Origin of the sequence: Achromobacter sp. AONIH1 (genome assembly GCF_002902905.1) — a bacterium.
Taxonomy (GTDB): Bacteria; Pseudomonadota; Gammaproteobacteria; order Burkholderiales; family Burkholderiaceae_B; genus Achromobacter.
The window spans coordinates 1,782,377-1,800,569 of sequence record NZ_CP026124.1 but is presented as its reverse complement, the minus strand read 5'-3'; the positions used below and the strand labels follow the sequence as shown (position 1 = coordinate 1,800,569).

Below are 18,193 nucleotides of genomic sequence, written 5' to 3'. Positions count from 1 at the left end.
GCCTACGAAGGGGGCCGTATGAGCGCCAGACAACTACTCGATCAACTGCTGCAGTCCGGCCAGGGACTGCTTTCCGACGCCGGCTCGCGCGTCCAGAACGCCACCGGGGGCAAGGGGTCGTCCTTCCTGACCGGCCTGGGCGGCGGCGCGCTGGGCGCGGGCGCCCTGGGACTGCTGCTGGGCAGCAAGAAGGCCCGCAAGATCGGCGGCAAGGTCGCCATGTACGGCGGCATGGCCGCGCTGGGCGCCCTGGCCTACCGCGCCTATGGCGACTGGCAGCGCAAGCAGGGCGCCGGGGCCGCCGCGACGCCGCCGCAGACACTGGACCGCCTGCCCGCGCCACAAGCCGAACAGCACAGCAGCGCTGTGCTGACCGCGATGATCGGCGCCGCCAAGGCCGACGGCCATATCGGCCCCGAAGAACGCGGCCTGCTCGAAACCGAACTCGCCAGGCTCTCTTCCGACGCCAGCGACCGCAGCTGGCTCGAAGCCGAACTGGCGCGTCCGCTGGATCCGGCGGCCGTCGCCCAGGCCGCCGCCACGCCCGAGATGGCCGCCGAGATGTACCTGGCCAGCCTGCTGGTGGTCGACGAAGAAAGCTTCATGGAGCGTGCCTACCTGGACGAGCTCGCGCGCCAGCTGAAGCTGCCGCCCGATCTCAAGCTGCAACTCGAACAGCACGCCAAGGCTCACGCCCAGACCGTCTGAACCCGCGGGGGGCCGCGCAAGGCGGCCCCTTCCGTATGCCGGCATCCCCCGCACTCCGTCAGTTCCCCCGCGTCCTGAGTGCCTAGGACTGCCCTCAATATCAGACTAGTCTCACCTCTTCAGCCCTCAACTGCACCGGCTCCCCTGTCGTTATCTCTCATGACGGCGGCTCGCGTCCGCCCCGGAGAAAACGATGAAAAACCTGAAGGTATCCACCCGCCTGTTCGGCGGCTTTGGCATGCTGCTGGCGTTGCTGTGCGCCATCGCCGTGCTCGAGTCCTACAACACGCGCATCCTGCGCGACGGCATGATCGACATCGTCGAGGTCAACAACGAACAGGCCAGGCTGGCCGCCGAGATGCGCGCCGCCGTGACGGACCGCGCGGTCGCCGTGCGCAACATCGCGCTGCTGCGCGATCCCAAGGCCATAGACTTCGAGGCGCAGCGGCTGAAGACCCAGGAGCAGATCTACCGCGAGGACTACGCCAAGCTGGAACGGATGCTCACGTCCAATCCCACCACGCAGCCTGAGGAGCTGGCGCTGCTTCAAGCCGTCAAGCGCGATGAGCTGAAGGCCATGCCGCTGATCGACAAGGCCGCCAGCCTGGGACTGGCCGGCGACCCGGCGGGCGCCATCGTCGTGCTGGTCCAGGAGGCCCGCGCGCCACAGGCGTCATGGCTCAAGGAGCTGGCCGCGCTGACCGCGCTGGAAACGCGCCTGAGCGACGAGGCGGCCGACGAGGCGCTGCGAGCCTCGGCCACGCTGCAGACGGCGACCCTGGGCGCGACCGTGCTGGCGCTGGCCCTGGGCGGACTGGCGGCGTGGCTGATCACGCGCAGCGTGCTGCGCCAGCTTGGCGGCGAGCCGCGGCAGGCCCAGGAAATGGCGCGCGAGATCGCCAATGGCAACCTGACGCTGAGCCTGCGTCCCACCGCCGGCGGCGCGAACAGCCTGATCGCCTCGCTGGAGACCATGCGCGTGCAACTGAGCGCGACCGTGTCCCGCATCCAGACCGCCGCCGACGCCATTTCCACCGCGTCGTCCCAGCTCGCGAGCGGCAATGCAGATCTCTCGGGTCGCACCGAGGAGCAGGCTGCGTCGCTGGAGCAGACCGCCGCCAGCATGGAACAGCTGACGTCCGCCGTGAAACAAAACACCGAAAGCGCGCAACAGGGCAGCGCGATGGCGCTGGCCGCCTCGCAGACAGCCGAGGCCGGCGGCCAGGCCATGCGGCGCATGATCGCCACCATGCAGGACATCGCGGCCAGTTCCGCCAAGGTCCATGAAATCATCTCGGTCATCGAGGGCATTGCCTTCCAGACCAATATCCTGGCGCTGAACGCTGCGGTGGAGGCCGCCCGGGCCGGCGAACAAGGCCGCGGCTTCGCGGTCGTGGCGGCGGAAGTGCGCACGCTGGCGCAGCGCAGCGCCACGGCGGCCAAGGAGATCAAGGCCTTGATCGAAACCTCCAGCCAGCATGTGACGACGGGATCCGAGCTGGCCACCGGCACCGGCGACACCATGGAGGAGGTCCTGGCCTCGGTGCGTCATGTCGCGGACATCATGGGGGAAATCGCGGCGGCCTCGCGCGAGCAGAGCACCGGCATCGACCAGGTCAACGTCGCGATCTCGCAGATGGATAGCGTCACGCAGCAGAACGCGGCGCTGGTGGAGCAGGCCGCCGAGGCCACGCGCAGCATGTCGGACCAGGCGCAAGATCTGCGCGAATCCATGTCGGTCTTCCGCAACGAGCCCCAGTCCCCGCCCGCGCAACACTCGACACGCCTGCTGCTTGCCGCCACATGAGCGCGGCCGCCGCCTATCCGCGCAGCAGCACGATTCTCGGCGGACCGTAGTCCTCGCGATAGCACAGCCCCAGCATCAGGCCATCCAGCCGGGCGCAGCGCGCCACGAAGCCCCGGCCGGCGAAGTCCAGCCCGATGTCCACGGCCCCGCCCCCTTCGGCGACCTGCCGCGTCCAGGCGATCGCCATGCGCGGCAGAGCATGCAGCAAGCCCAGCCCCACGCACTTGGCGCAGGCCTCGCGCGCGACCCAGCCCGCCAGGAACTCCACCGGCACATGGTCGCGCCGCGCCACCCAGGCGCCCAGCCGGTGCCGCCGCGCCGCCAGATCCGGCCGGTCGAGCCGTTCGATATCGATGCCCACGTACTTGCGGTTGGCGTATAGCGCGGCCTGCACGCCGCCGCTGTCGCTCAGGCCGAACCCGGCCGTGCCGGGCAGATAGGGCTTGCCCAGGCGTGTGCGGGCCGGCGCCTGCGCCGGCCTGGCGCCGAGCACCACTGTGAGATCAAGTCCCGATGAGGGTGCGGTCATGGGTGCCGGTGGCGATCAGGCTGCCGTCCCGCGCCGCCACCGCGCGGGCATCGAAGCGCAGCGCGTTGCCGAACATGGCCTGCACCGTGAGCGTCAGCCGCACCGCGCTGCCCGGATACGCGGGCGCGACATGCTTGACGCTCACGGCCTGGCCGACCGAACGGCAACTGCCGTCGCCCGCCCGGCGTATGCACTCGGTGGCATAGGACTCGATCCAATAGACGATGACCGGCGTGGCCAGCACGTCCATGTCACCGCCGTAGTTCAAGGACAGGGCGGCGGCGTCCACCTCCCAGGTCTTCTCGAACTGCTGCCCCGAGCGAAACAGAGTCTGCGCCTGCGCCATGGCCCGCCCCTAGGCCTGTTCCAACGCGGCCAGCGCGCGGCGGGCGTCGCCGAAATGGTCCTTCAGCATGGAGATCCAGCGCTCCAGCCCGAAGGCCACGCAGCTCGTATGCGCGAATTCGCCGTTCAGGCGGATCTCGAACTTCTCGCCGAAATAGTTGCGGTGATAGTTCAGCGAAGACACGGCATGTCCGTCGAACACCAGCTCGCGCTTGGTGGGCGTCAAGGCCGACAGCCGGGCCACCGGGCTGCCGGAATCGAAGAAGGGATCGTTGGCTTCTTCGCAATCGGCGCGGATGCCCAGCTGCGCGAACAAAGAGAACACACGGTCGTAGCCGGCCTCCAGATGCGCCTGCGCGCCCTCGGCGGTGCCCAGGTACACGTATTCCTTCATGGTGAAGTTGAAGGCGCGGTAGCTGTCCAGCGCCTTGTCTTCATGGCGGAAGCAGCGCGCGATGCAGGACTCCACCCGCGCGCCATCCAGCTGCTGGCCCTTCAGGCCCAGGTAGATCTTGTAGCAGGTCGCGGGCAACAGGGCCACATCCGCATTCAACTGCTTGAAGTCGGGTTCGAGCTTGCGCTGGCCGCGCGCGAAGCCCAGCAGCTCGCCTTGCTCGATCGAACACATGACGCAGGTCAGGTGCGGGAAATTGCGCACATAGCCGAGCGCGTTGATCTCGTCCAAGGCCAGCAGGCTGTCGAATTCGGTGGTCGCGTCCGGCGCGACCGAGAATGTGCTGTCCAGCTTGGCCTGCAGGACGTTCTTCACCTGGTGCCACTGCTTCTCGATAATCACGATGCAATCTCCTTCGGGTGGATGCGCTCAGGACGTCAGGTCCGCCAGCACCTGCCTCACGGTGCGGACGGCATGCGTGTCCTTGCAGGACGTCCCGCAATACAACGCCATGTCCTCGATCTGCCCCTCGGTCTGGGCAGTGGGCACAGCAACGCTGTAGCGCAGGATGGGGTAGCGTTTTCCGAAATAGTGGGCAAATCCAATGACGCCGGCCGACAGGTCGCCGTCACAGCTGCGGTTGCGGATGACCCGGTGGCGGTGCGTGTGCCAGCCGATGCTGAAGCGGTCGGTGACCACGGTGTCGTCCGGCCGGGCGTCGACGATCGCCTGCTTGTAGCGCGCGTGCGCCGCCGATTCCTCGGTGGCGGCGAACACGGTGCCGCACAGGGCGCCGGCATAGCCGGCGTCCAGCGCCAGCCGAAGCTCGGCGGCATTGCTGATGCCGCCGCTCAGGAACACCATCCGGCCGCCAGCCAGCAGCTGGTCCGCCTGATCCAGCGCCCGCGCGCGCGTCAGCGCGCCCAGATGGTGGCCACCCGCCTCGACGGTCTGCAGCACGCCGAAACGCAGTCCCGCGTCGAACGCGGCGTCCAGATCCTCCCGCGAGCCGACCTGCGCGCCATAGTCCATGCCGGCGGGCAGGCTGCGCAGCACGCGCGCCTGCGGCAGACCGAAGAAAGTCACCACCGGACGTTCCGGCCGGTCGGCCAGGCAGGCCAGGCGACCGAGCAGTTGCTCGGCGTCCAGCACGAATGGCACGAAGTTCACGCCGAAACGCGCCGGCGTGAGCGCGGCGGTCCGCGCAAGCAACTCGCAGATCTCGCCTTCTTCGTGCCGGTACAGGCCGATCATGCCGAAACCGCCGGCCTCGCAGACCGCCGCAGCCAGTTCCGGTTGCGCCACGCCGCCCATACCCGCCTGCAGCACGGGCAGGCGAGCGCCGAACAGGGCTTGGACCGCCGGTCCGCTCAGGACGCTTGCCATGGCGGGTCCTCCTACAGCGCGGCCAGGTCCAGGCCGGCGACCAGGCCCTGTTTGCTGAAAAAGGCCGCGCTGCGCTTGAACCATTGCTCATGCACGGCCTTGCGGGCCGGATGCGCGCGCAGCGCGTTGCGCATCGCGTGACCATTGCGAAAGCCCAGCGGTCCGTGAACATCCGCATCGTCATACACGGCCGGCTTGTACATCAGGCTGATGAAATAGCGGAACATGCTGGTCACCATGCGGTCTACGTCGGCGCGCGTGGCTTCAGGGTCGGCGCTGCGTTCCAGCGCCAGCCGGTACAGCCTGGGGACCATCTCGCGGCCGAACGAGACGTGCCGCGATTCGTCGACGTGGTGCTCGTAGTTGACCTGCTTGAGGATGTCGGTGATGCCTTCGGTAGTGCCGACCTTATGGTTGTAGTAGTCGACGAACTCCTCGAAGATCAGCGTGCTGGCGAACATGTACAGGTCCTCCAGCTCGGGGCTGTCCGTCTGCTCCGGTCCTTGCAGCTGGATCGCCGGATAGATCTTGCCCGCGTAGTCCAGGCAGGCCTTGGCGAAGTACCACATGTGGAAGTTCTCTTCGCCCATGAAGACGTGCAGGTACTCGGACACGTCGGCATAGCGCGGCTCGTAGATGCAACGGCTGACGAAGCCCAGCACGCCCTTGATGCCGTGCACGTTGAGGCTGAAGAAATTGACCGCCTCCCATTTGCTCAGGCGCACCCGTTGGCCGGGGTCCAGCTGGTCCTGGTAGGGCGTGCCGTAGGTGGTCAGCAGATCCTCGCTGCACCAGGGCTGGTCCTCTGGAATGCGCTCGGGCCAGGTGAAACGCTCGTAGGGGTCGTGCGTGCGCCCCTTGGACAGCGTCATGAGGCGGCCGATTCTGGCGTAGTCGATATCCATGGCATGACGCTCCCGGCTAGCTCTGCGCGTGGACGAAGCGCACGATCGCGTCCACCGTCTTCAGGTCGTCCACGGTGATCGCGCCAGACACGTCGCGCCCGGTCAGTTCGCCCAGGAACATGATGAAATCCAGGAACTGCATGCTGTCCAGAATGCGTTCCTCGATCAGGTTCTTTTCCTTGATGCCCTCGACGGTCGCATTGCGGTTCTCCTTCAGCCAGGCGATCACTTCGGACTCGGTATTGTTCAGCGTCAACGTGGACATGTTGGCTCCGTGATTGGGGGATGGGAACGGCGTCACAGCTTCGCGGCCGACAGCAGGCAGAAGCCGCTGCTCTCCTGCCGCAGCACGGTCTGCCGCTCGAAGCCGGCCGCGGCGATCAGCGCCTGCATGTCACCCACGGTCCAGCTACGTCCGCCGTCCCACAGCGCCAGCGCCGACAGGTTGTGCAGGGTGGTGAACTGCGGCGCGCGCCGGTCTTCCGACAGGAAGTAGCCCTGTACCAGCAACGTGCCGCCGGCGCGCAGCGCCCGCAGCGCGCGCGCCAGCATCGAGCGGCAGACCTCGGCGCTTTCCTGGTGCAGCACGTTGGAGAACAGCAGCGCGTCGGCATCCGCGCCGAACTCGTCGTGGCGGTAGTCGGCCACCCGCGCCGTGACGCGCTCGGCCAGGCCGGCGGCGCGCGCTGTCTCGCGCGTGATGTCCACCACCGGCGCCAGGTCCAGGATCTCCGCCCGCGCCTCGGGACGCGCGGCGCACAGCGCGATCGAGTAGGTGCCCGCGCCGCCGCCCACGTCGATCAGCCGGCGCACGGGCAGGTCCTTCAGCGCCTCGGCGAATTGCGGTCCGGAACGCGCGGCGAATTGGTGCATGCCCAGGATGAAGTCGCGCATGAACTGCGGATCCTCGCCCAGCCACTTGGCCTGATTGTCGACCGCCGCTCCCTGCCGCACCGCCTCGGCCAGCTGTGCCCAGGGCCGCTTCCAGCGGTCCATGATGCGGATCCAGCTGAGCAGCGACTCGGGACTGTCCTCGGTCAGGAAGCGCGCGCTCAGTTCACTGTTGCCGTAGCGGCCGGCCTCGCAAACCAGCAGCTTCTGCGCCACCGCGCAATCCAGCAAGCGCTCCAAGGCCTCGGCGGGGCATCCCAGCTCGGCGGCCAGATCGGCGCAGCTGCGCGGCTGGGCCAGGCGCTGCGGAATACCCAGGTCGGCCAGCGCATAGAGCGGCTGTCCTTCCCAATGCCCGAACGCCAAACGGGAAAACGCCATGAAACTCACATCCATCGATTCCCTCCTGATTCAACGGCGGCCGGTAAGGCCATGCGGATGAATACGCGGCAGCTCGGGTACGAGCCGCGCGCCAGTGATCAGGACGCGAACGCGGAAGGCCGGATAGAGATTGGGCCGCGAACGCCGTCCCGGGAGTGACAGCGACACAGCGGTGGCGACTAAAAGGCGTCGCCGGAGTCTCTTTATTTAGGTCCATTTGATGGACCATTAATTTATATTTTGTTTGATTGCATTCTATACCCTCGCAGATAATAGGCAATAATAAATTTCACATGACATATTTAAGTCCATTACATGGACCAATACGTTGTTTGAACAGGAGGCACGCATGGACTGGAGCATGGCGGCGCTGCTGGCGGGCGCGGGCGTACTGGGCGGGGCCATCAACGCGCTGGCGGGCGGCGCGACGCTCATCACCTTCCCCGCCATGGTCGCGGCCGGACTGCCGCCCGTCATCGCCAACGCCTCCAGCGCGGTGGCGATATCGCCGGGCCATATCCTGGCCGCGCTGGCCGACCGCGAAAACCTGCCCGCGCCCGATCGCCGCTTCTGGCTGCTGGCCGTGGCGACGACGGCGGGCGGCGCGCTGGGCGCCTTCGTCCTGCTGGCGATCCCGCCGGCCTATTTCATCCTGCCGGTGCCGGCGCTCATTGCCTTCGCCACGCTGCTGTTCGCCTTTGCGCCACAAGTACAAGCCTGGAGCGCGTGCCGGCGCGGCGCGCAGGCGCAGGACCGCGCCGCGCGCGGCGTCGTGCCGATCGCGCTGGCATCGGTGTATGGAGGTTTCTTCGGCGCCGGGCTCGGCGTCATCCTGACCGCGGTGATATCAATCACCGACCCCGGCAACCTGCGCGCCATCAAGTCGCTGAAGAACCTGCTGGCCACCTTCGTCACCGCGGCGGCCATCGTCATCTTCATCGCGCAGGGATCGGTCCACTGGCCCGCCACCCTCTGCATGCTGGCGGGCGCGTTGCTGGGCGGATACCTGGGCGGCTACCTGATCCGCGTGCTCCCCGCCCAGGCCGTGCGCCTGTTCGTCATCGTGACGGGCGCCGCGATGACGATCATCTACGCGGCGCGTTACTGGTTCTAGGCCGCCGCATCCTCTGCCGGCAGCCATTCCTCGAGCGTGACCTCGAAGGTCATGCAGATGGGATTGGCGCCCGGCACGAACGGTCCGCCGTGCACCTGCCCCTGCGGATCGGCGACCACGCCCGACAGCGACGCCGTCAGCGAGCCGTCCGGCTGCGCCCGCACCTCGCCGGCGAGACTGACGATCTCGACCGCCGGCCCGGACACATGGCGGTATCCGCCATCGCGGGTGTACAGGCAGGCATCCACCAGGCTGCCCAGCGCGCCGCGCACGAAGGCATTGCGAAAGCCCTCGGCCAGGCAGAGCTTTTCCACGCCCTGCACCAGGTCTTCGTTGGGTCCGATGCGGGCGTAGGCCACGCGGCCCATGCTGCCGCTTTCGACATCAGGCATGTCCATGGTCACCCGTCCCTTGGGGCTGCAATAGCCGCAGATTGGTTTCGGCGTCATAGGTGGCACGCAGCTCAAAGCCTTCCAGTGACGTCACCAGCACCGGCACCGGCCGTTCGCCGACGATGGTGGTCTGGGGCACGATGTGTCCGCCCAGCGGCGCGCCCGTCTCGTCGCAGAATGCCGCGTGGCAATGCACCAGCGGCGCGCCCGCATCGGTCTTGCCCAGCGTGGCGTTGCCGAAAATAAGATAGGCGGCGCCGGCCGAGATGGGCGCTGTATAGGCCACCACCATCCGGTGCTGCGGATCGGGCGGCGCGGTGCAGTAGTCCAGGTGACGGAAGCCCCCGCCCAGGATGGTCATGGACGCATTGGCGATGCCGGCCCCGGCCAGCGTGTCGACCATGGCGTCGAACAGGGAAGCCCCCGGCCTGAGCAGCAGCCGCACGTGGCGGCCATGTCCGGCGCAGCGGCTGTGTATGCGGACCGGGTTGAAGGCGCCCGGGTGTATCAGCGTTCTGGGACGGGGCGGCGCTTGTACTCCCCGCAACGAACGATCCACGGTGGTGTATCGCATGGTCTGGTCTCCGTGCGCTTGTGGCGCAATGAATGAAACCTGGGCAATGACAAACTCAGTGCATGGCGGGCAACATGCCGGCCGCGGTGAAGCCGCCGTCCACGCAGATGACCTGCCCGGTAACATAGCTGGATTTGGACTCGTCGAGCAACCAGCCGATAGTCCCATTCAGCTCTTCGGGCGCGGCATAGCGATGCTGCGGCACCACCCGGCGCCAGGCGGCGCGCGCCTGCTCGGTATGCATCTGCCCCACCAGCGGCGTTTCGATCGGCCCCGGCGCAACCGCGTTGACGCGAATGCCGTATTCAGCCAGTTCGACCGCCATCACGCGCGTCAGCGTCACCACCCCGCCCTTGGACGCGCCGTAGGCCGCGCGTCCGGCATTGCCGCGTATGCCCGACACCGAGGTGATGTTGACGATGGAGCCATGTCCGCGCTTGCGCATGCGGCGCGCGACCTCGCGCGCCACGACGAAGGACCCCACCAGGTTCACCTCCAGCATGCGGCGCAGCGCCGCGGTTTCGGTGTCCAGGAACGGCAGGTCCTGGCCGATGCCGGCGCTGTTGACCAGCCCGCCTATCGGCCCGAAAGCGCTCTCCTGCCGCGCCAGCGCATCCACGACCTGCGCTTCGTCCGACACATCCAGGCGCACGCGCCCCAGCCTCTCGGGCGGCGCGATGTCGCCCATGACGTCCAGCCGCTCCTGCGAAAGGTCGGCCGCCAGCACCCGGCGTCCGGCATCCAGCAGCCCCCGAACCACCGCCAGGCCGATGCCCGACGCCCCTCCTGTTACCAGCACTGCCTCCTGCGTCGTCTCCATGATTGCGTCTCCTTGCCCGCTAGGGCTTTTTTTATCTGTACATCCTTGTCTGTATTTCCACGCATCAGCGCGCCAGCTCCGGCGCGCGGTCCAGGCAGCCGCGCTCGTACAGCGCATCGCGCACCAGCTTCTTCGTGACCTTGCCGTAGCCCGAGCGCGGCAACTCGTCCCAGAAGAAGATGTGGCGCGGCAGCTTGTAGCGCGCCATGCGCGGCGCCATCCAGGCCAGCAATTCGTCCTCGCTCAGGTCATGCCCAGCTCGCAACACGCAGACCATGACGCCGGCCTCGCCCCAGGTCGGATCGGGTACGCCCAGCACCGCGCTTTCAGCCACGGCAGGGTGTGTCAGCACCTTTTCCTCGACCTCGCGCGGATAGATGTTCGAGCCGCCCGAGATGTACATATCGGATTGCCGGCCGGTGATATAGACGAAGCCCTCCGCATCCATATAGCCCAGGTCCCCGGTGCGGAACCAGCCGTCACGGAAGGCCTTTTCGTTGGCCTGCGGATTGGCGTAGTAGCCCGCGAACACCGCCGGACCGCAGACGCAGATCTCGCCCGGCTGGCCGGGGTCCAGTTGCCGGCCGCTGTCGTCCTGGATGCTGACCTGCATGCCGGTGCGCTCGATGCCGCAAGTGCCCAGGCGCGCGCCGGGCGCGTCCGCCGCCTCATGCAGGGCCGGCGGCAGCACGGTGATGTTGCCAGTGACCTCGCCCAGGCCGAAGTACTGCACCAGCACCGGCCCCAGCTTTTCCAGCGCGCGCTTCTGGTCTTCGCGGTACATGGGCGCGCCGGCATAGATCACGTAGCGCAGGCTGGAGTGATCCCAGGCGTCGACGGCAGGATGTTCGACCAGCATCTTGACGATGGTGGGCACGGTGAACATGTTGCTCACCCGATGGCGCTCCACCAGCTGCCAGATCTCCTCGGCGTCGAAGCGCGTGGACGCCGGCAGCACGGTGCAGGCGGTGCGCGCCACCTGGGTCAGCAGATGGATGCCGGCGCCGTGCGACAGCGGCGCCACGGCCAGGCTGACGTCCTGCTCGGTCGTGCCCGGCATGAGATCGCACAGATGATTGGTGATCACGAAGGCCATCTGCCCATGCGTCAGCACCGCCGCTTTCGGCCGCCCGGTGGTGCCGGACGTGAAGAAGAACCAGCAGGGATCGTCATGCTCCACATCGACGCAGGCCGGCGCGGCGCCCCGCTGCGCCTCGATCAGGTCCGCGACCTCGGGCGCGGCGAAGCCTTCCGGCCCGAGCCTTGCCAGCAGCGCCAGCTGCGGCATGGCCCGCGCCACGGCCTCGGCGTGGTCGGCATAGTCGCCCTGGCACAGGAACACCTTGGCGCCAGATGCCTGCGCCAGATAGGCCGCCTCGTCCGGCGCGATGCGGAAGTTCGTCGGCACCCAGACGGCGCCCAGGCGCAGCGTGGCGAAGAGCGTTTCGACGAATTCAAAGCTGTTGCGCGAATGCACCAGCACGCGGTCGCCCTTGCCCACGCCATGGGCGGCCAACGCCCGGGCCAGCGCCGCGCTGCGGCCATCCAGCTCGCGCCAGCTGAGCGTCGCCTCGCCGCAGATCAGCGCGTGCCGCTCAGGATGCCGGCGCGCCGCCTGCACCAGGAAATGGGCCAGGTTCATCACCCGGCGCGATACCGGCGCGACGCCGCCTTCCGGCATATGTGCAGCAGGTCCGCTCATTTGGCGCGCTCCAGGATGCTGACGTAGTTGGCCACGGCCGCGCCGCCCATGTTGAACACGCCCGCCAGCGCCGCGCCGGGAATCTGCATGCCCGCGGCCTCGCCCGCCAGCTGCATGCAGGCCATCACATGCATGGACACGCCCGTGGCGCCCACAGGATGCCCCTTGGCCTTGAGACCACCGGACGGGTTCACCGGCAGACGCCCATCCTTCTGCACCCAGCCTTCGCGCAGCGCCTTGTGGCCTTGCCCGCGCGGGGTCAGGCCCATGGCCTCGTACTCGATCAGTTCAGCGATAGTGAAGCAGTCGTGCGTTTCCACCAGGCTCAGGTCGTCCAGCACCAGCCCGGCCTGATCCAGCGCGGCGCGCCAGGCGCGCGCCGCACCCTCGAATGCGATGGGGTCGCGGCGGCTGAGCGGCAGGATGTCGTTGACGTGCTGCCGCGCGCGGAACGCGATGGCGCGCCGCAAGTCCGGCAACAGCTCCGCATCGGCCAGCACCAGCGCGGCCGCGCCATCGGAAATCAGCGAGCAGTCCGTGCGGCGCAGCGGCGCGGCCACGTAGGGATTGCGCTCGCTCACGGCGTTGCAGAATTCAAAGCCCAGGTCCTTGCGGATCTGCGCATAGGGGTTGTCCACGCCGTTGCGGTGGTTCTTCGCCGCGATGCGGGCCAGGGCCTCGCCCTGATCGCCATAGCGCTCGAAATAGGCAGCGGCGATGCGGCCGAACACGCCCGCGAAGCCGCCTTCGATGCCGGCCTCTTCCTTGCGGTAGCTGGCGTTGAGCAGGATATCGCCCACCTCGGACGTCGGGCGCGCGCTCATCTTCTCGGCGCCGACCACCAGGGCGACGCGCCCACGGCCCGATTCGATGAAATCCATGGCCGTGTACAGGGCCGCGGATCCAGTGGCGCAGGCGTTCTCCAGCCGCGTCGCCGGCACGTGCGCCAGGGCGGGATGCGCCAGCGCCACCAGCGCGCCCTGGAAGTCCTGTTTCTGGAAGCCGCTGTTCATGACGCCGACGCAGATGCCGTCGACTTCCTCGGCGGCGAAGCCGGCATGATCCAGGGCCGCGCCGGACACCCGGGCCATCAGGCTCTCGGTGTCCGGATCGTCGAGTTTGCCGAAGGGGATGTGCGACCATCCCGCAATCACGGCGCGCTTGCTCATTGCTGTCTCCTCAGGATGCAGCCCCGTCCCCGCCGGCGGCGGAATCAGGGCTTGGGCTTGGGGACAGGCGGGCGCGCGCGCGCCTCCCTCCCCCCGGGACTGGCCTGCGCCAGCAGGCGTTGGGCCTCGCGCGACAACAGCTTGGCCAACTGGAACTGTCTTTCCTCGTCCATGCGCGACTCCACGGCGGCGATGCTGAGCGCGCCCAGCACCTGCCCCTGCTCGTCGCGCAGCGGCACGCCGAGGCCCCAGGAGCCGGGCACCACCAGCCCCTGGTTCACCGAGTAGCCGCGTTCGCGAGACTCGTCGACCAGCGCGCGGATCAGCGGCACCGAATAGTGCGGATAGCGCCGCGCGATCAGCGCCGCGTTGGCCTGCAGGCAGGCGTCGACCTCGTCGTCCGGCAGCGCGGCCAGGATCGCCAGGCTGCCCGCGCCCACGCCCAGCGGATGGCGGTCGCCCGGCAGCAGCACGTGGGTCTTGAGCGGATAGTCGCCGTCCTCGCGCAGCACGCAGACGGCGAACACGTCGCGCCGGATGGAAAAGAAGGCGGAATCACCGCATTCATGCGCCAGCCGCGCCACCACCGGCGCCGCCAGGCGGTTGATGCCGAAACGCTCGCTGGCGACATTGCCCAGCACATGGCATTCCGGTCCCAGGAAGTAGCGCCGGCTGACGGGTTCCTGCTCGACCATGCCTTCGGCGGCGAGCGCGGCCAGGATGCGATGCACGGTGGGCTTGCTCAGGCCGGTATCGCGCGTCAGGGCCAGCAAGCCGGCGCCGTCGCCACGGGCGCGCGACACGCCGCGCAGCACCTGCATGGCGCGCGCGATGGCCTGCGCTCCGCCCACCTGGGTCGACACTTCCGCCACATCGTCTCCGTGGATTTGTTCTTCGATATTATTTTTTGGTCCATTTTGTGGACCATTATTAACTGACTTCTTTTTCATCACACGCCCATTCTATTGGTTTACGCAGCAGAATCAATATGATTTAATGAATTTAAGAGTTGTACCTAGGTCCATATTTTGGACCTCATGCAAAGATAAAGCAAGAAGCCGGAAACGGCGCCTTACCCGGTCCGCTCTCGACAGCGGACCGGCTCTCATAACCAAGGAGACAGCATGAATACCACTCGACGCAACCTGATGCGCGCCGCGGGAGGCGGCGCGCTGCTGGCGCTGGCGCCGTTCCAGAAAGCGCTGGCGGCCCCGGAGTTCCGCTACAAGTACGCCAACAACCTGCCCCCGTCGCACCCCATGAACCTGCGCGCCAACGAAGCCGCGCAGAACATCGCGCGCGACACCGGCGGGCGCTTCGAACTGGCCGTGTTCCCCAGCAGCCAGCTGGGCTCCGACACGGACACCCTCAGCCAGCTGCGCGCGGGGGCCGTCGAGTTCTTCACCCTGTCCGGACTGATCCTGTCCACCCTGGTTCCCGCCGCCTCCATCAGCGGCGTGGGCTTCGCCTTTCCCGACTACGACGCCGTCTGGAAGGCCATGGACGGGGAACTGGGCGCGCACGTGCGCCGCGAGATCAACGGCAAGGGCCTGTTCGTGATGGACCGCATCTGGGACAGCGGCTTTCGCCAGGTCACGACCAGCAACCGCGCCATCGCGGGTCCGGACGATTTCCGCGACCTGAAGATCCGCGTGCCGGTCAGTCCGCTGTGGACCTCGATGTTCAAGGCGCTGGGTTCGTCGCCCGCCAGCATCAACTTCAACGAAACCTATTCCGCTCTGCAGACCCGCGTGGTCGACGCGCAGGAAAACCCGCTGGCCATCATCCAGACCGCCAAGCTGTATGAGGTGCAGAAGTACTGCTCCATGACCAACCACATGTGGGACGGCTTCTGGTTCCTGGGCAATCGACGCGCTTGGGAAAAGCTGCCGGCCGACATCCGCGAAGTCGTGGCCAAGCACATCAACGCCGCCGGCATGGCCGAGCGCGCCGACGTGCTGGCGCTGAACAACCAGCTGCAGGCCAAGCTGGCGGAGCAGGGCCTGGCCTTCAACACGCCCCAGCCCGAACCGATCCGCGAGGCGCTGCGCAAGGCCGGCTTCTACGCATCCTGGAAGGAAAAGTACGGCGACAAGGCCTGGGCCCTGCTCGAACAGGCCGCCGGGAGGCTGTCATGAAGGCAGCGGCGGCGCACGCCGCGGACCTGCCGGGCCATAGCCCGCCGGCCGGCGCCCGGCAGCCGTGGGCCGTCGCGCTGGACAGCGCGCTGGGCCATCTGGTCGAAATCCCGGCGGCCCTGCTGGTGGTCGCCGAGATCATCATCCTGTTCTCCGGCATCGTCGCCCGCTACGTCCTGCACACGCCGCTGGTGTGGTCCGACGAACTCGCATCCATCCTGTTCCTCTGGCTGGCCATGCTGGGCTCGGTCATCGCGTTCCGGCGCGGCGAACACATGCGCATGGCCGCGCTGGTCAACCGCGCCTCGCCCGCGACGCGAGCCATGCTGGACATGGTGGCGGTGGCCGCGGCGCTGGCCTTTCTACTGATGCTGCAAGGGCCGGGCTTCGAGTACGCGTCCGAGGAACGCTATGTCACCACCGCCGCGCTGGAGATCCCCAACGTGTGGCGCGCCGCCGCGCTGCCGGTGGGCACGGCGCTGATGACGCTGATCGCGCTGCTGCGGCTGGTCGAGCATGGCCAGTGGCGCACCACGGGCCTCGCGCTGCTGCTGGTGGGCGGCGTGGTCGCCCTGATGCTTGCGCTGCAGCCCGCGCTGGCCGGACTGGGCAATGCCAACCTGCTGATCTTCTTCGTCGGCATCGTCGCCGGGTCCGTATTCGCCGGCGTGCCCATCGCCTTCGCCTTCGGCCTGGCGACGTTCGGCTACCTGTCGCTGACCACCGACCTGCCCATGATGGTGGTGGTAGGGCGCATGGACGAAGGCATGTCGCACCTGATCCTGCTGGCCGTGCCGCTGTTCGTGTTCCTGGGCGTGCTCATCGAAATGACCGGCATGGCGCAGCGCATGGTCGCGTTCCTGGCCAGCCTGCTCGGACACGTGCGCGGCGGCCTGTCCTATGTGTTGATCGGCGCCATGTACGTGGTGTCCGGCATTTCCGGCGCCAAGGCCGCCGACATGGCCGCGGTGGCGCCGGTGCTGTTCCCGGAAATGCGCAAGCGCGGCGCCAGCGACGGCGATCTGGTGGCGCTGCTGTCAGCCACCGGCGCGCAGACCGAGACCGTGCCGCCCAGCCTGGTCCTGATCACCATCGGCTCGGTCACCGGCGTGTCGATCACGGCGCTCTTCATCGGCGGGTTGCTGCCCGGCCTGGTGCTGGGCGTGATGCTGTGCCTGGTGGTGTGGTGGCGCCATCGCCATGTCGCGCCCTTCGCCACGCGCAAGGCCACGGGCCGCGAGATCGGCCGCGCGCTGGTGGTGGCCCTGCCCGCGCTGGCCCTGCCTTTCGTGATCCGGGCCGCCGTGGTCGAGGGCATCGCCACGGCCACCGAGGTCTCCACCATCGGCATCGTCTACGCGACGCTGGTCGGGCTGCTGATCTACCGCTGCTTCGACGCGAAGCGGCTCATGCCCATGCTGGTGGACACGGCCTGCCTGTCGGGCGCCATCCTGCTGATCATCGGCACGGCCACCGCCATGGCCTGGGCCCTGACGCAATCCGGCTTTTCGACGCAGCTGGCGACCCTCATGGCCGGCCTGCCCGGCGGCGCCACGACGTTCATGGCGGTATCCATCGTCGCCTTCATCATCCTGGGCAGCGTGCTGGAAGGCATCCCGGCCATCGTGCTGTTCGGCCCCCTGCTCTTTCCGATCGCCCACCAGATGGGCATCCACGAAGTGCACTATGCGATGGTGGTGATCCTGTCCATGGGCATCGGCCTGTTCGCGCCGCCTTTCGGCGTGGGCTACTACGCGGCCTGCGCGATCGGCCGCGTGGCGCCGGAGGAAGGCGTGCGGCCGATCATGGGCTATCTGGCCTCGATCGCCGTCGGCATCGTGATCGTCGCGACCGTGCCATGGATCTCGACGGGCTTCCTCAAGTGAAGCCCGCGGCCGCGCGTCAATCGGCGCGCAGGCCGATCGCCTCGGTCAGCGCCGCGTAGCGGTCGATGTCGGCGCGGATCATGGCCTGGAAGGCGGCCGGCGTGCTGGTGGCGGGCGTGAACCCCTGTTCGCGCAAGGCCACCTGCACGTCCGGGCGCTGCATGATGCGCGCCACCGCGACATTGATGCGGTCGATCACGGCTGGCGGCGTGGCGGCGGGCGCCAGCAAGCCGTGCCACTGGTCCAGCGCATAGTCCTTCACGCCCTGCTCGGCCACCGTGGCGACTTGCGGCAACAGCGGCGAACGCTTGGGCGAGGTTACCGCCAGCGCCCGCAGCTTGCCCGCCGCGATCAACGGCGCGGCGCTGGACGCGGTGACGATGCCCAGCGGCACCTGCCCCGCCGTCACATCGGTCAAGGCCGGGCCACAACCCTTGTACGGCACCTGCTGCAAGGCCGCGCCGGTCGCGCGCGCCAGCATCTCGCCGGCCAGATGCTGCGGCGTGCCGTTGCCGCAGGACGCGAACGGCAGCGGCTTGCCCGGCTGCGCCGCCTCCAGCGCATCGTCCAGGTTGTGCAGCGCGCTCGCGGCCGGCGTCACGAACACCGACGGCACGAAGGCCACGTTGATGACGGCGGCGAAATCGCGCCTGGGATCAAAACCCAGGTTGCGATAGACGCCGGGATTGATGGCGAAGGAACTGTTCACCATCAGCAGCGTGTAGCCGTCGGGCGGCGCCTCGGCCACGGCGCGCGCGCCGATATTGCCGCTGGCGCCGGGCCGGTTTTCCACGACCACGGGCTGGCCCAGTTGCTCCTGCAGGCTGGCGCCGATACGGCGGGCCAGCAGGTCGGTGCCGCCGCCCGGCGGAAACGTCACCACGATGGTGATGGGGTGCGTGGGGTAGGAGGCATCGGTCATCGGTTCGCCAGACGGCGAATTGCCGCAGGCGGTCAGGGCCAGCGCGGACAGGACGGAAAGGCGGCTGAGAAGGCGGATCATGATGCGGGCCTGCGATATGTCGGGCCGGTAAGCAAAAAGGTAAATGGCG

Annotated in this window: 18 protein-coding genes and 2 pseudogenes; 6 read left to right on the top strand and 14 right to left on the bottom strand. The window is 68.0% G+C overall.

All coding sequences use genetic code 11. The features are described from left to right. Window positions 1-18 precede the first annotated feature (18 nt). The 3 genes and pseudogenes from C2U31_RS08285 to C2U31_RS31195 all read left to right on the top strand — a co-directional run. The gene (locus C2U31_RS08285; protein WP_103272413.1) at window positions 19-708 is read left to right on the top strand and encodes a tellurite resistance TerB family protein; all 690 of its coding nucleotides are present in this window, start codon (window positions 19-21) and stop codon (window positions 706-708) included. Window positions 709-901: 193 nt separating this feature from the next. Continuing rightward, window positions 902-1,393, top strand: a pseudogene (locus C2U31_RS31200) (MCP four helix bundle domain-containing protein); the annotation flags it as partial. 429 nt (window positions 1,394-1,822) lie between these two features. Continuing rightward, window positions 1,823-2,515 (top strand): annotated as a pseudogene (locus C2U31_RS31195) (methyl-accepting chemotaxis protein); the annotation flags it as partial. 13 nt (window positions 2,516-2,528) lie between these two features. Here C2U31_RS31195 and C2U31_RS08275 read toward each other — a convergent pair. Genes C2U31_RS08275 through C2U31_RS08245 form a run of 7 tightly spaced genes read right to left on the bottom strand, consistent with a single transcriptional unit; the run spans window position 2,529 to window position 7,361 of the window. Then, window positions 2,529-3,044, bottom strand: a complete 516-nt coding sequence (locus tag C2U31_RS08275; protein ID WP_158658327.1) for a hypothetical protein — start codon at window positions 3,042-3,044, stop codon at window positions 2,529-2,531. Next, window positions 3,019-3,390 (bottom strand): thioesterase family protein, encoded by a 372-nt coding sequence (locus C2U31_RS08270; RefSeq protein ID WP_103272410.1) that lies wholly within the window; start codon window positions 3,388-3,390, stop codon window positions 3,019-3,021. The genes C2U31_RS08275 and C2U31_RS08270 overlap by 26 nt, the downstream gene beginning before the upstream one ends. A gap of 9 nt (window positions 3,391-3,399) precedes the next feature. Then, window positions 3,400-4,185, bottom strand: a complete 786-nt coding sequence (locus C2U31_RS08265; protein WP_103272409.1) for a hypothetical protein — start codon at window positions 4,183-4,185, stop codon at window positions 3,400-3,402. A 27-nt stretch (window positions 4,186-4,212) separates the two neighbouring features. Beyond that, window positions 4,213-5,169, bottom strand: coding sequence for a nitronate monooxygenase family protein (locus tag C2U31_RS08260; RefSeq protein ID WP_158658326.1), 957 nt, complete (start codon window positions 5,167-5,169; stop codon window positions 4,213-4,215). 11 nt (window positions 5,170-5,180) lie between these two features. Next, entirely contained in the window at window positions 5,181-6,074 is an 894-nt protein-coding gene (locus C2U31_RS08255) for a diiron oxygenase (RefSeq protein WP_103272407.1), read from the bottom strand. A gap of 16 nt (window positions 6,075-6,090) precedes the next feature. Further along, on the bottom strand, window positions 6,091-6,339 hold the full coding sequence (locus C2U31_RS08250) for an acyl carrier protein (protein WP_103272406.1): 249 nt from the start codon (window positions 6,337-6,339) through the stop codon (window positions 6,091-6,093). Between the two features lie 32 nt (window positions 6,340-6,371). Then, window positions 6,372-7,361: a methyltransferase gene (locus C2U31_RS08245; RefSeq protein ID WP_103272405.1), complete on the bottom strand. Its 990-nt coding sequence runs from the start codon at window positions 7,359-7,361 to the stop codon at window positions 6,372-6,374. Between the two features lie 334 nt (window positions 7,362-7,695). On the opposite strand from C2U31_RS08245, the gene C2U31_RS08240 reads away from it, so the two are divergent. Further along, window positions 7,696-8,460: a sulfite exporter TauE/SafE family protein gene (locus C2U31_RS08240; RefSeq protein ID WP_103272404.1), complete on the top strand. Its 765-nt coding sequence runs from the start codon at window positions 7,696-7,698 to the stop codon at window positions 8,458-8,460. Here C2U31_RS08240 and C2U31_RS08235 read toward each other — a convergent pair. From C2U31_RS08235 to C2U31_RS08210, 6 genes are all read right to left on the bottom strand, one after another. Then, the gene (locus C2U31_RS08235) at window positions 8,457-8,858 is read right to left on the bottom strand and encodes a PPC domain-containing DNA-binding protein (protein WP_199770970.1); all 402 of its coding nucleotides are present in this window, start codon (window positions 8,856-8,858) and stop codon (window positions 8,457-8,459) included. The genes C2U31_RS08240 and C2U31_RS08235 overlap by 4 nt on opposite strands. Further along, the gene (locus C2U31_RS08230) at window positions 8,845-9,426 is read right to left on the bottom strand and encodes a PCC domain-containing protein (RefSeq protein WP_103272403.1); all 582 of its coding nucleotides are present in this window, start codon (window positions 9,424-9,426) and stop codon (window positions 8,845-8,847) included. The genes C2U31_RS08235 and C2U31_RS08230 overlap by 14 nt, the downstream gene beginning before the upstream one ends. 55 nt (window positions 9,427-9,481) lie before the next feature. Beyond that, a complete protein-coding gene (locus tag C2U31_RS08225) occupies window positions 9,482-10,246 on the bottom strand; it encodes an SDR family NAD(P)-dependent oxidoreductase (protein ID WP_103272402.1) in 765 nt (254 codons plus the stop codon). A 64-nt stretch (window positions 10,247-10,310) separates the two neighbouring features. After that, window positions 10,311-11,948 (bottom strand): acyl-CoA synthetase, encoded by a 1,638-nt coding sequence (locus tag C2U31_RS08220; RefSeq protein WP_103272401.1) that lies wholly within the window; start codon window positions 11,946-11,948, stop codon window positions 10,311-10,313. Beyond that, complete coding sequence (locus tag C2U31_RS08215; protein ID WP_103272400.1) at window positions 11,945-13,117, bottom strand: acetyl-CoA acetyltransferase; 1,173 nt, start codon at window positions 13,115-13,117, stop codon at window positions 11,945-11,947. Before C2U31_RS08215 ends, C2U31_RS08220 begins: the two co-directional genes overlap by 4 nt. A 44-nt stretch (window positions 13,118-13,161) precedes the next feature. Continuing rightward, complete coding sequence (locus C2U31_RS08210) at window positions 13,162-13,989, bottom strand: IclR family transcriptional regulator (RefSeq protein ID WP_233772698.1); 828 nt, start codon at window positions 13,987-13,989, stop codon at window positions 13,162-13,164. A 252-nt stretch (window positions 13,990-14,241) separates the two neighbouring features. Between C2U31_RS08210 and C2U31_RS08205 the strand changes: the two genes are divergently transcribed. Beyond that, a complete protein-coding gene (locus C2U31_RS08205; protein WP_103272398.1) occupies window positions 14,242-15,255 on the top strand; it encodes a TRAP transporter substrate-binding protein in 1,014 nt (337 codons plus the stop codon). Further along, complete coding sequence (locus C2U31_RS08200; RefSeq protein WP_103272397.1) at window positions 15,252-17,141, top strand: TRAP transporter large permease subunit; 1,890 nt, start codon at window positions 15,252-15,254, stop codon at window positions 17,139-17,141. Before C2U31_RS08205 ends, C2U31_RS08200 begins: the two co-directional genes overlap by 4 nt. 16 nt (window positions 17,142-17,157) lie before the next feature. Here C2U31_RS08200 and C2U31_RS08195 read toward each other — a convergent pair whose 3' ends face one another. Beyond that, window positions 17,158-18,144: a tripartite tricarboxylate transporter substrate binding protein gene (locus C2U31_RS08195; RefSeq protein WP_103272396.1), complete on the bottom strand. Its 987-nt coding sequence runs from the start codon at window positions 18,142-18,144 to the stop codon at window positions 17,158-17,160. Window positions 18,145-18,193: the final 49 nt, after the last annotated feature.

Excerpts from the sequence above, each read along its gene's own strand:
- C2U31_RS08285 (WP_103272413.1), top strand. The coding sequence starts at position 19 with ATGAGCGCCAGACAACTACTCGATCAACTGCTGCAGTCCGGCCAGGGA.
- C2U31_RS08275 (WP_158658327.1), bottom strand. The coding sequence starts at position 3,044 with ATGACCGCACCCTCATCGGGACTTGATCTCACAGTGGTGCTCGGCGCC.
- C2U31_RS08270 (WP_103272410.1), bottom strand. The coding sequence starts at position 3,390 with ATGGCGCAGGCGCAGACTCTGTTTCGCTCGGGGCAGCAGTTCGAGAAG.
- C2U31_RS08260 (WP_158658326.1), bottom strand. The coding sequence starts at position 5,169 with ATGGCAAGCGTCCTGAGCGGACCGGCGGTCCAAGCCCTGTTCGGCGCT.
- C2U31_RS08255 (WP_103272407.1), bottom strand. The coding sequence starts at position 6,074 with ATGGATATCGACTACGCCAGAATCGGCCGCCTCATGACGCTGTCCAAG.
- C2U31_RS08250 (WP_103272406.1), bottom strand. The coding sequence starts at position 6,339 with ATGTCCACGTTGACGCTGAACAATACCGAGTCCGAAGTGATCGCCTGG.
- C2U31_RS08245 (WP_103272405.1), bottom strand. The coding sequence starts at position 7,361 with ATGGATGTGAGTTTCATGGCGTTTTCCCGTTTGGCGTTCGGGCATTGG.
- C2U31_RS08240 (WP_103272404.1), top strand. The coding sequence starts at position 7,696 with ATGGACTGGAGCATGGCGGCGCTGCTGGCGGGCGCGGGCGTACTGGGC.
- C2U31_RS08235 (WP_199770970.1), bottom strand. The coding sequence starts at position 8,858 with ATGGACATGCCTGATGTCGAAAGCGGCAGCATGGGCCGCGTGGCCTAC.
- C2U31_RS08230 (WP_103272403.1), bottom strand. The coding sequence starts at position 9,426 with ATGCGATACACCACCGTGGATCGTTCGTTGCGGGGAGTACAAGCGCCG.
- C2U31_RS08225 (WP_103272402.1), bottom strand. The coding sequence starts at position 10,246 with ATGGAGACGACGCAGGAGGCAGTGCTGGTAACAGGAGGGGCGTCGGGC.
- C2U31_RS08220 (WP_103272401.1), bottom strand. The coding sequence starts at position 11,948 with ATGAGCGGACCTGCTGCACATATGCCGGAAGGCGGCGTCGCGCCGGTA.
- C2U31_RS08215 (WP_103272400.1), bottom strand. The coding sequence starts at position 13,117 with ATGAGCAAGCGCGCCGTGATTGCGGGATGGTCGCACATCCCCTTCGGC.
- C2U31_RS08205 (WP_103272398.1), top strand. The coding sequence starts at position 14,242 with ATGAATACCACTCGACGCAACCTGATGCGCGCCGCGGGAGGCGGCGCG.
- C2U31_RS08200 (WP_103272397.1), top strand. The coding sequence starts at position 15,252 with ATGAAGGCAGCGGCGGCGCACGCCGCGGACCTGCCGGGCCATAGCCCG.
- C2U31_RS08195 (WP_103272396.1), bottom strand. The coding sequence starts at position 18,144 with ATGATCCGCCTTCTCAGCCGCCTTTCCGTCCTGTCCGCGCTGGCCCTG.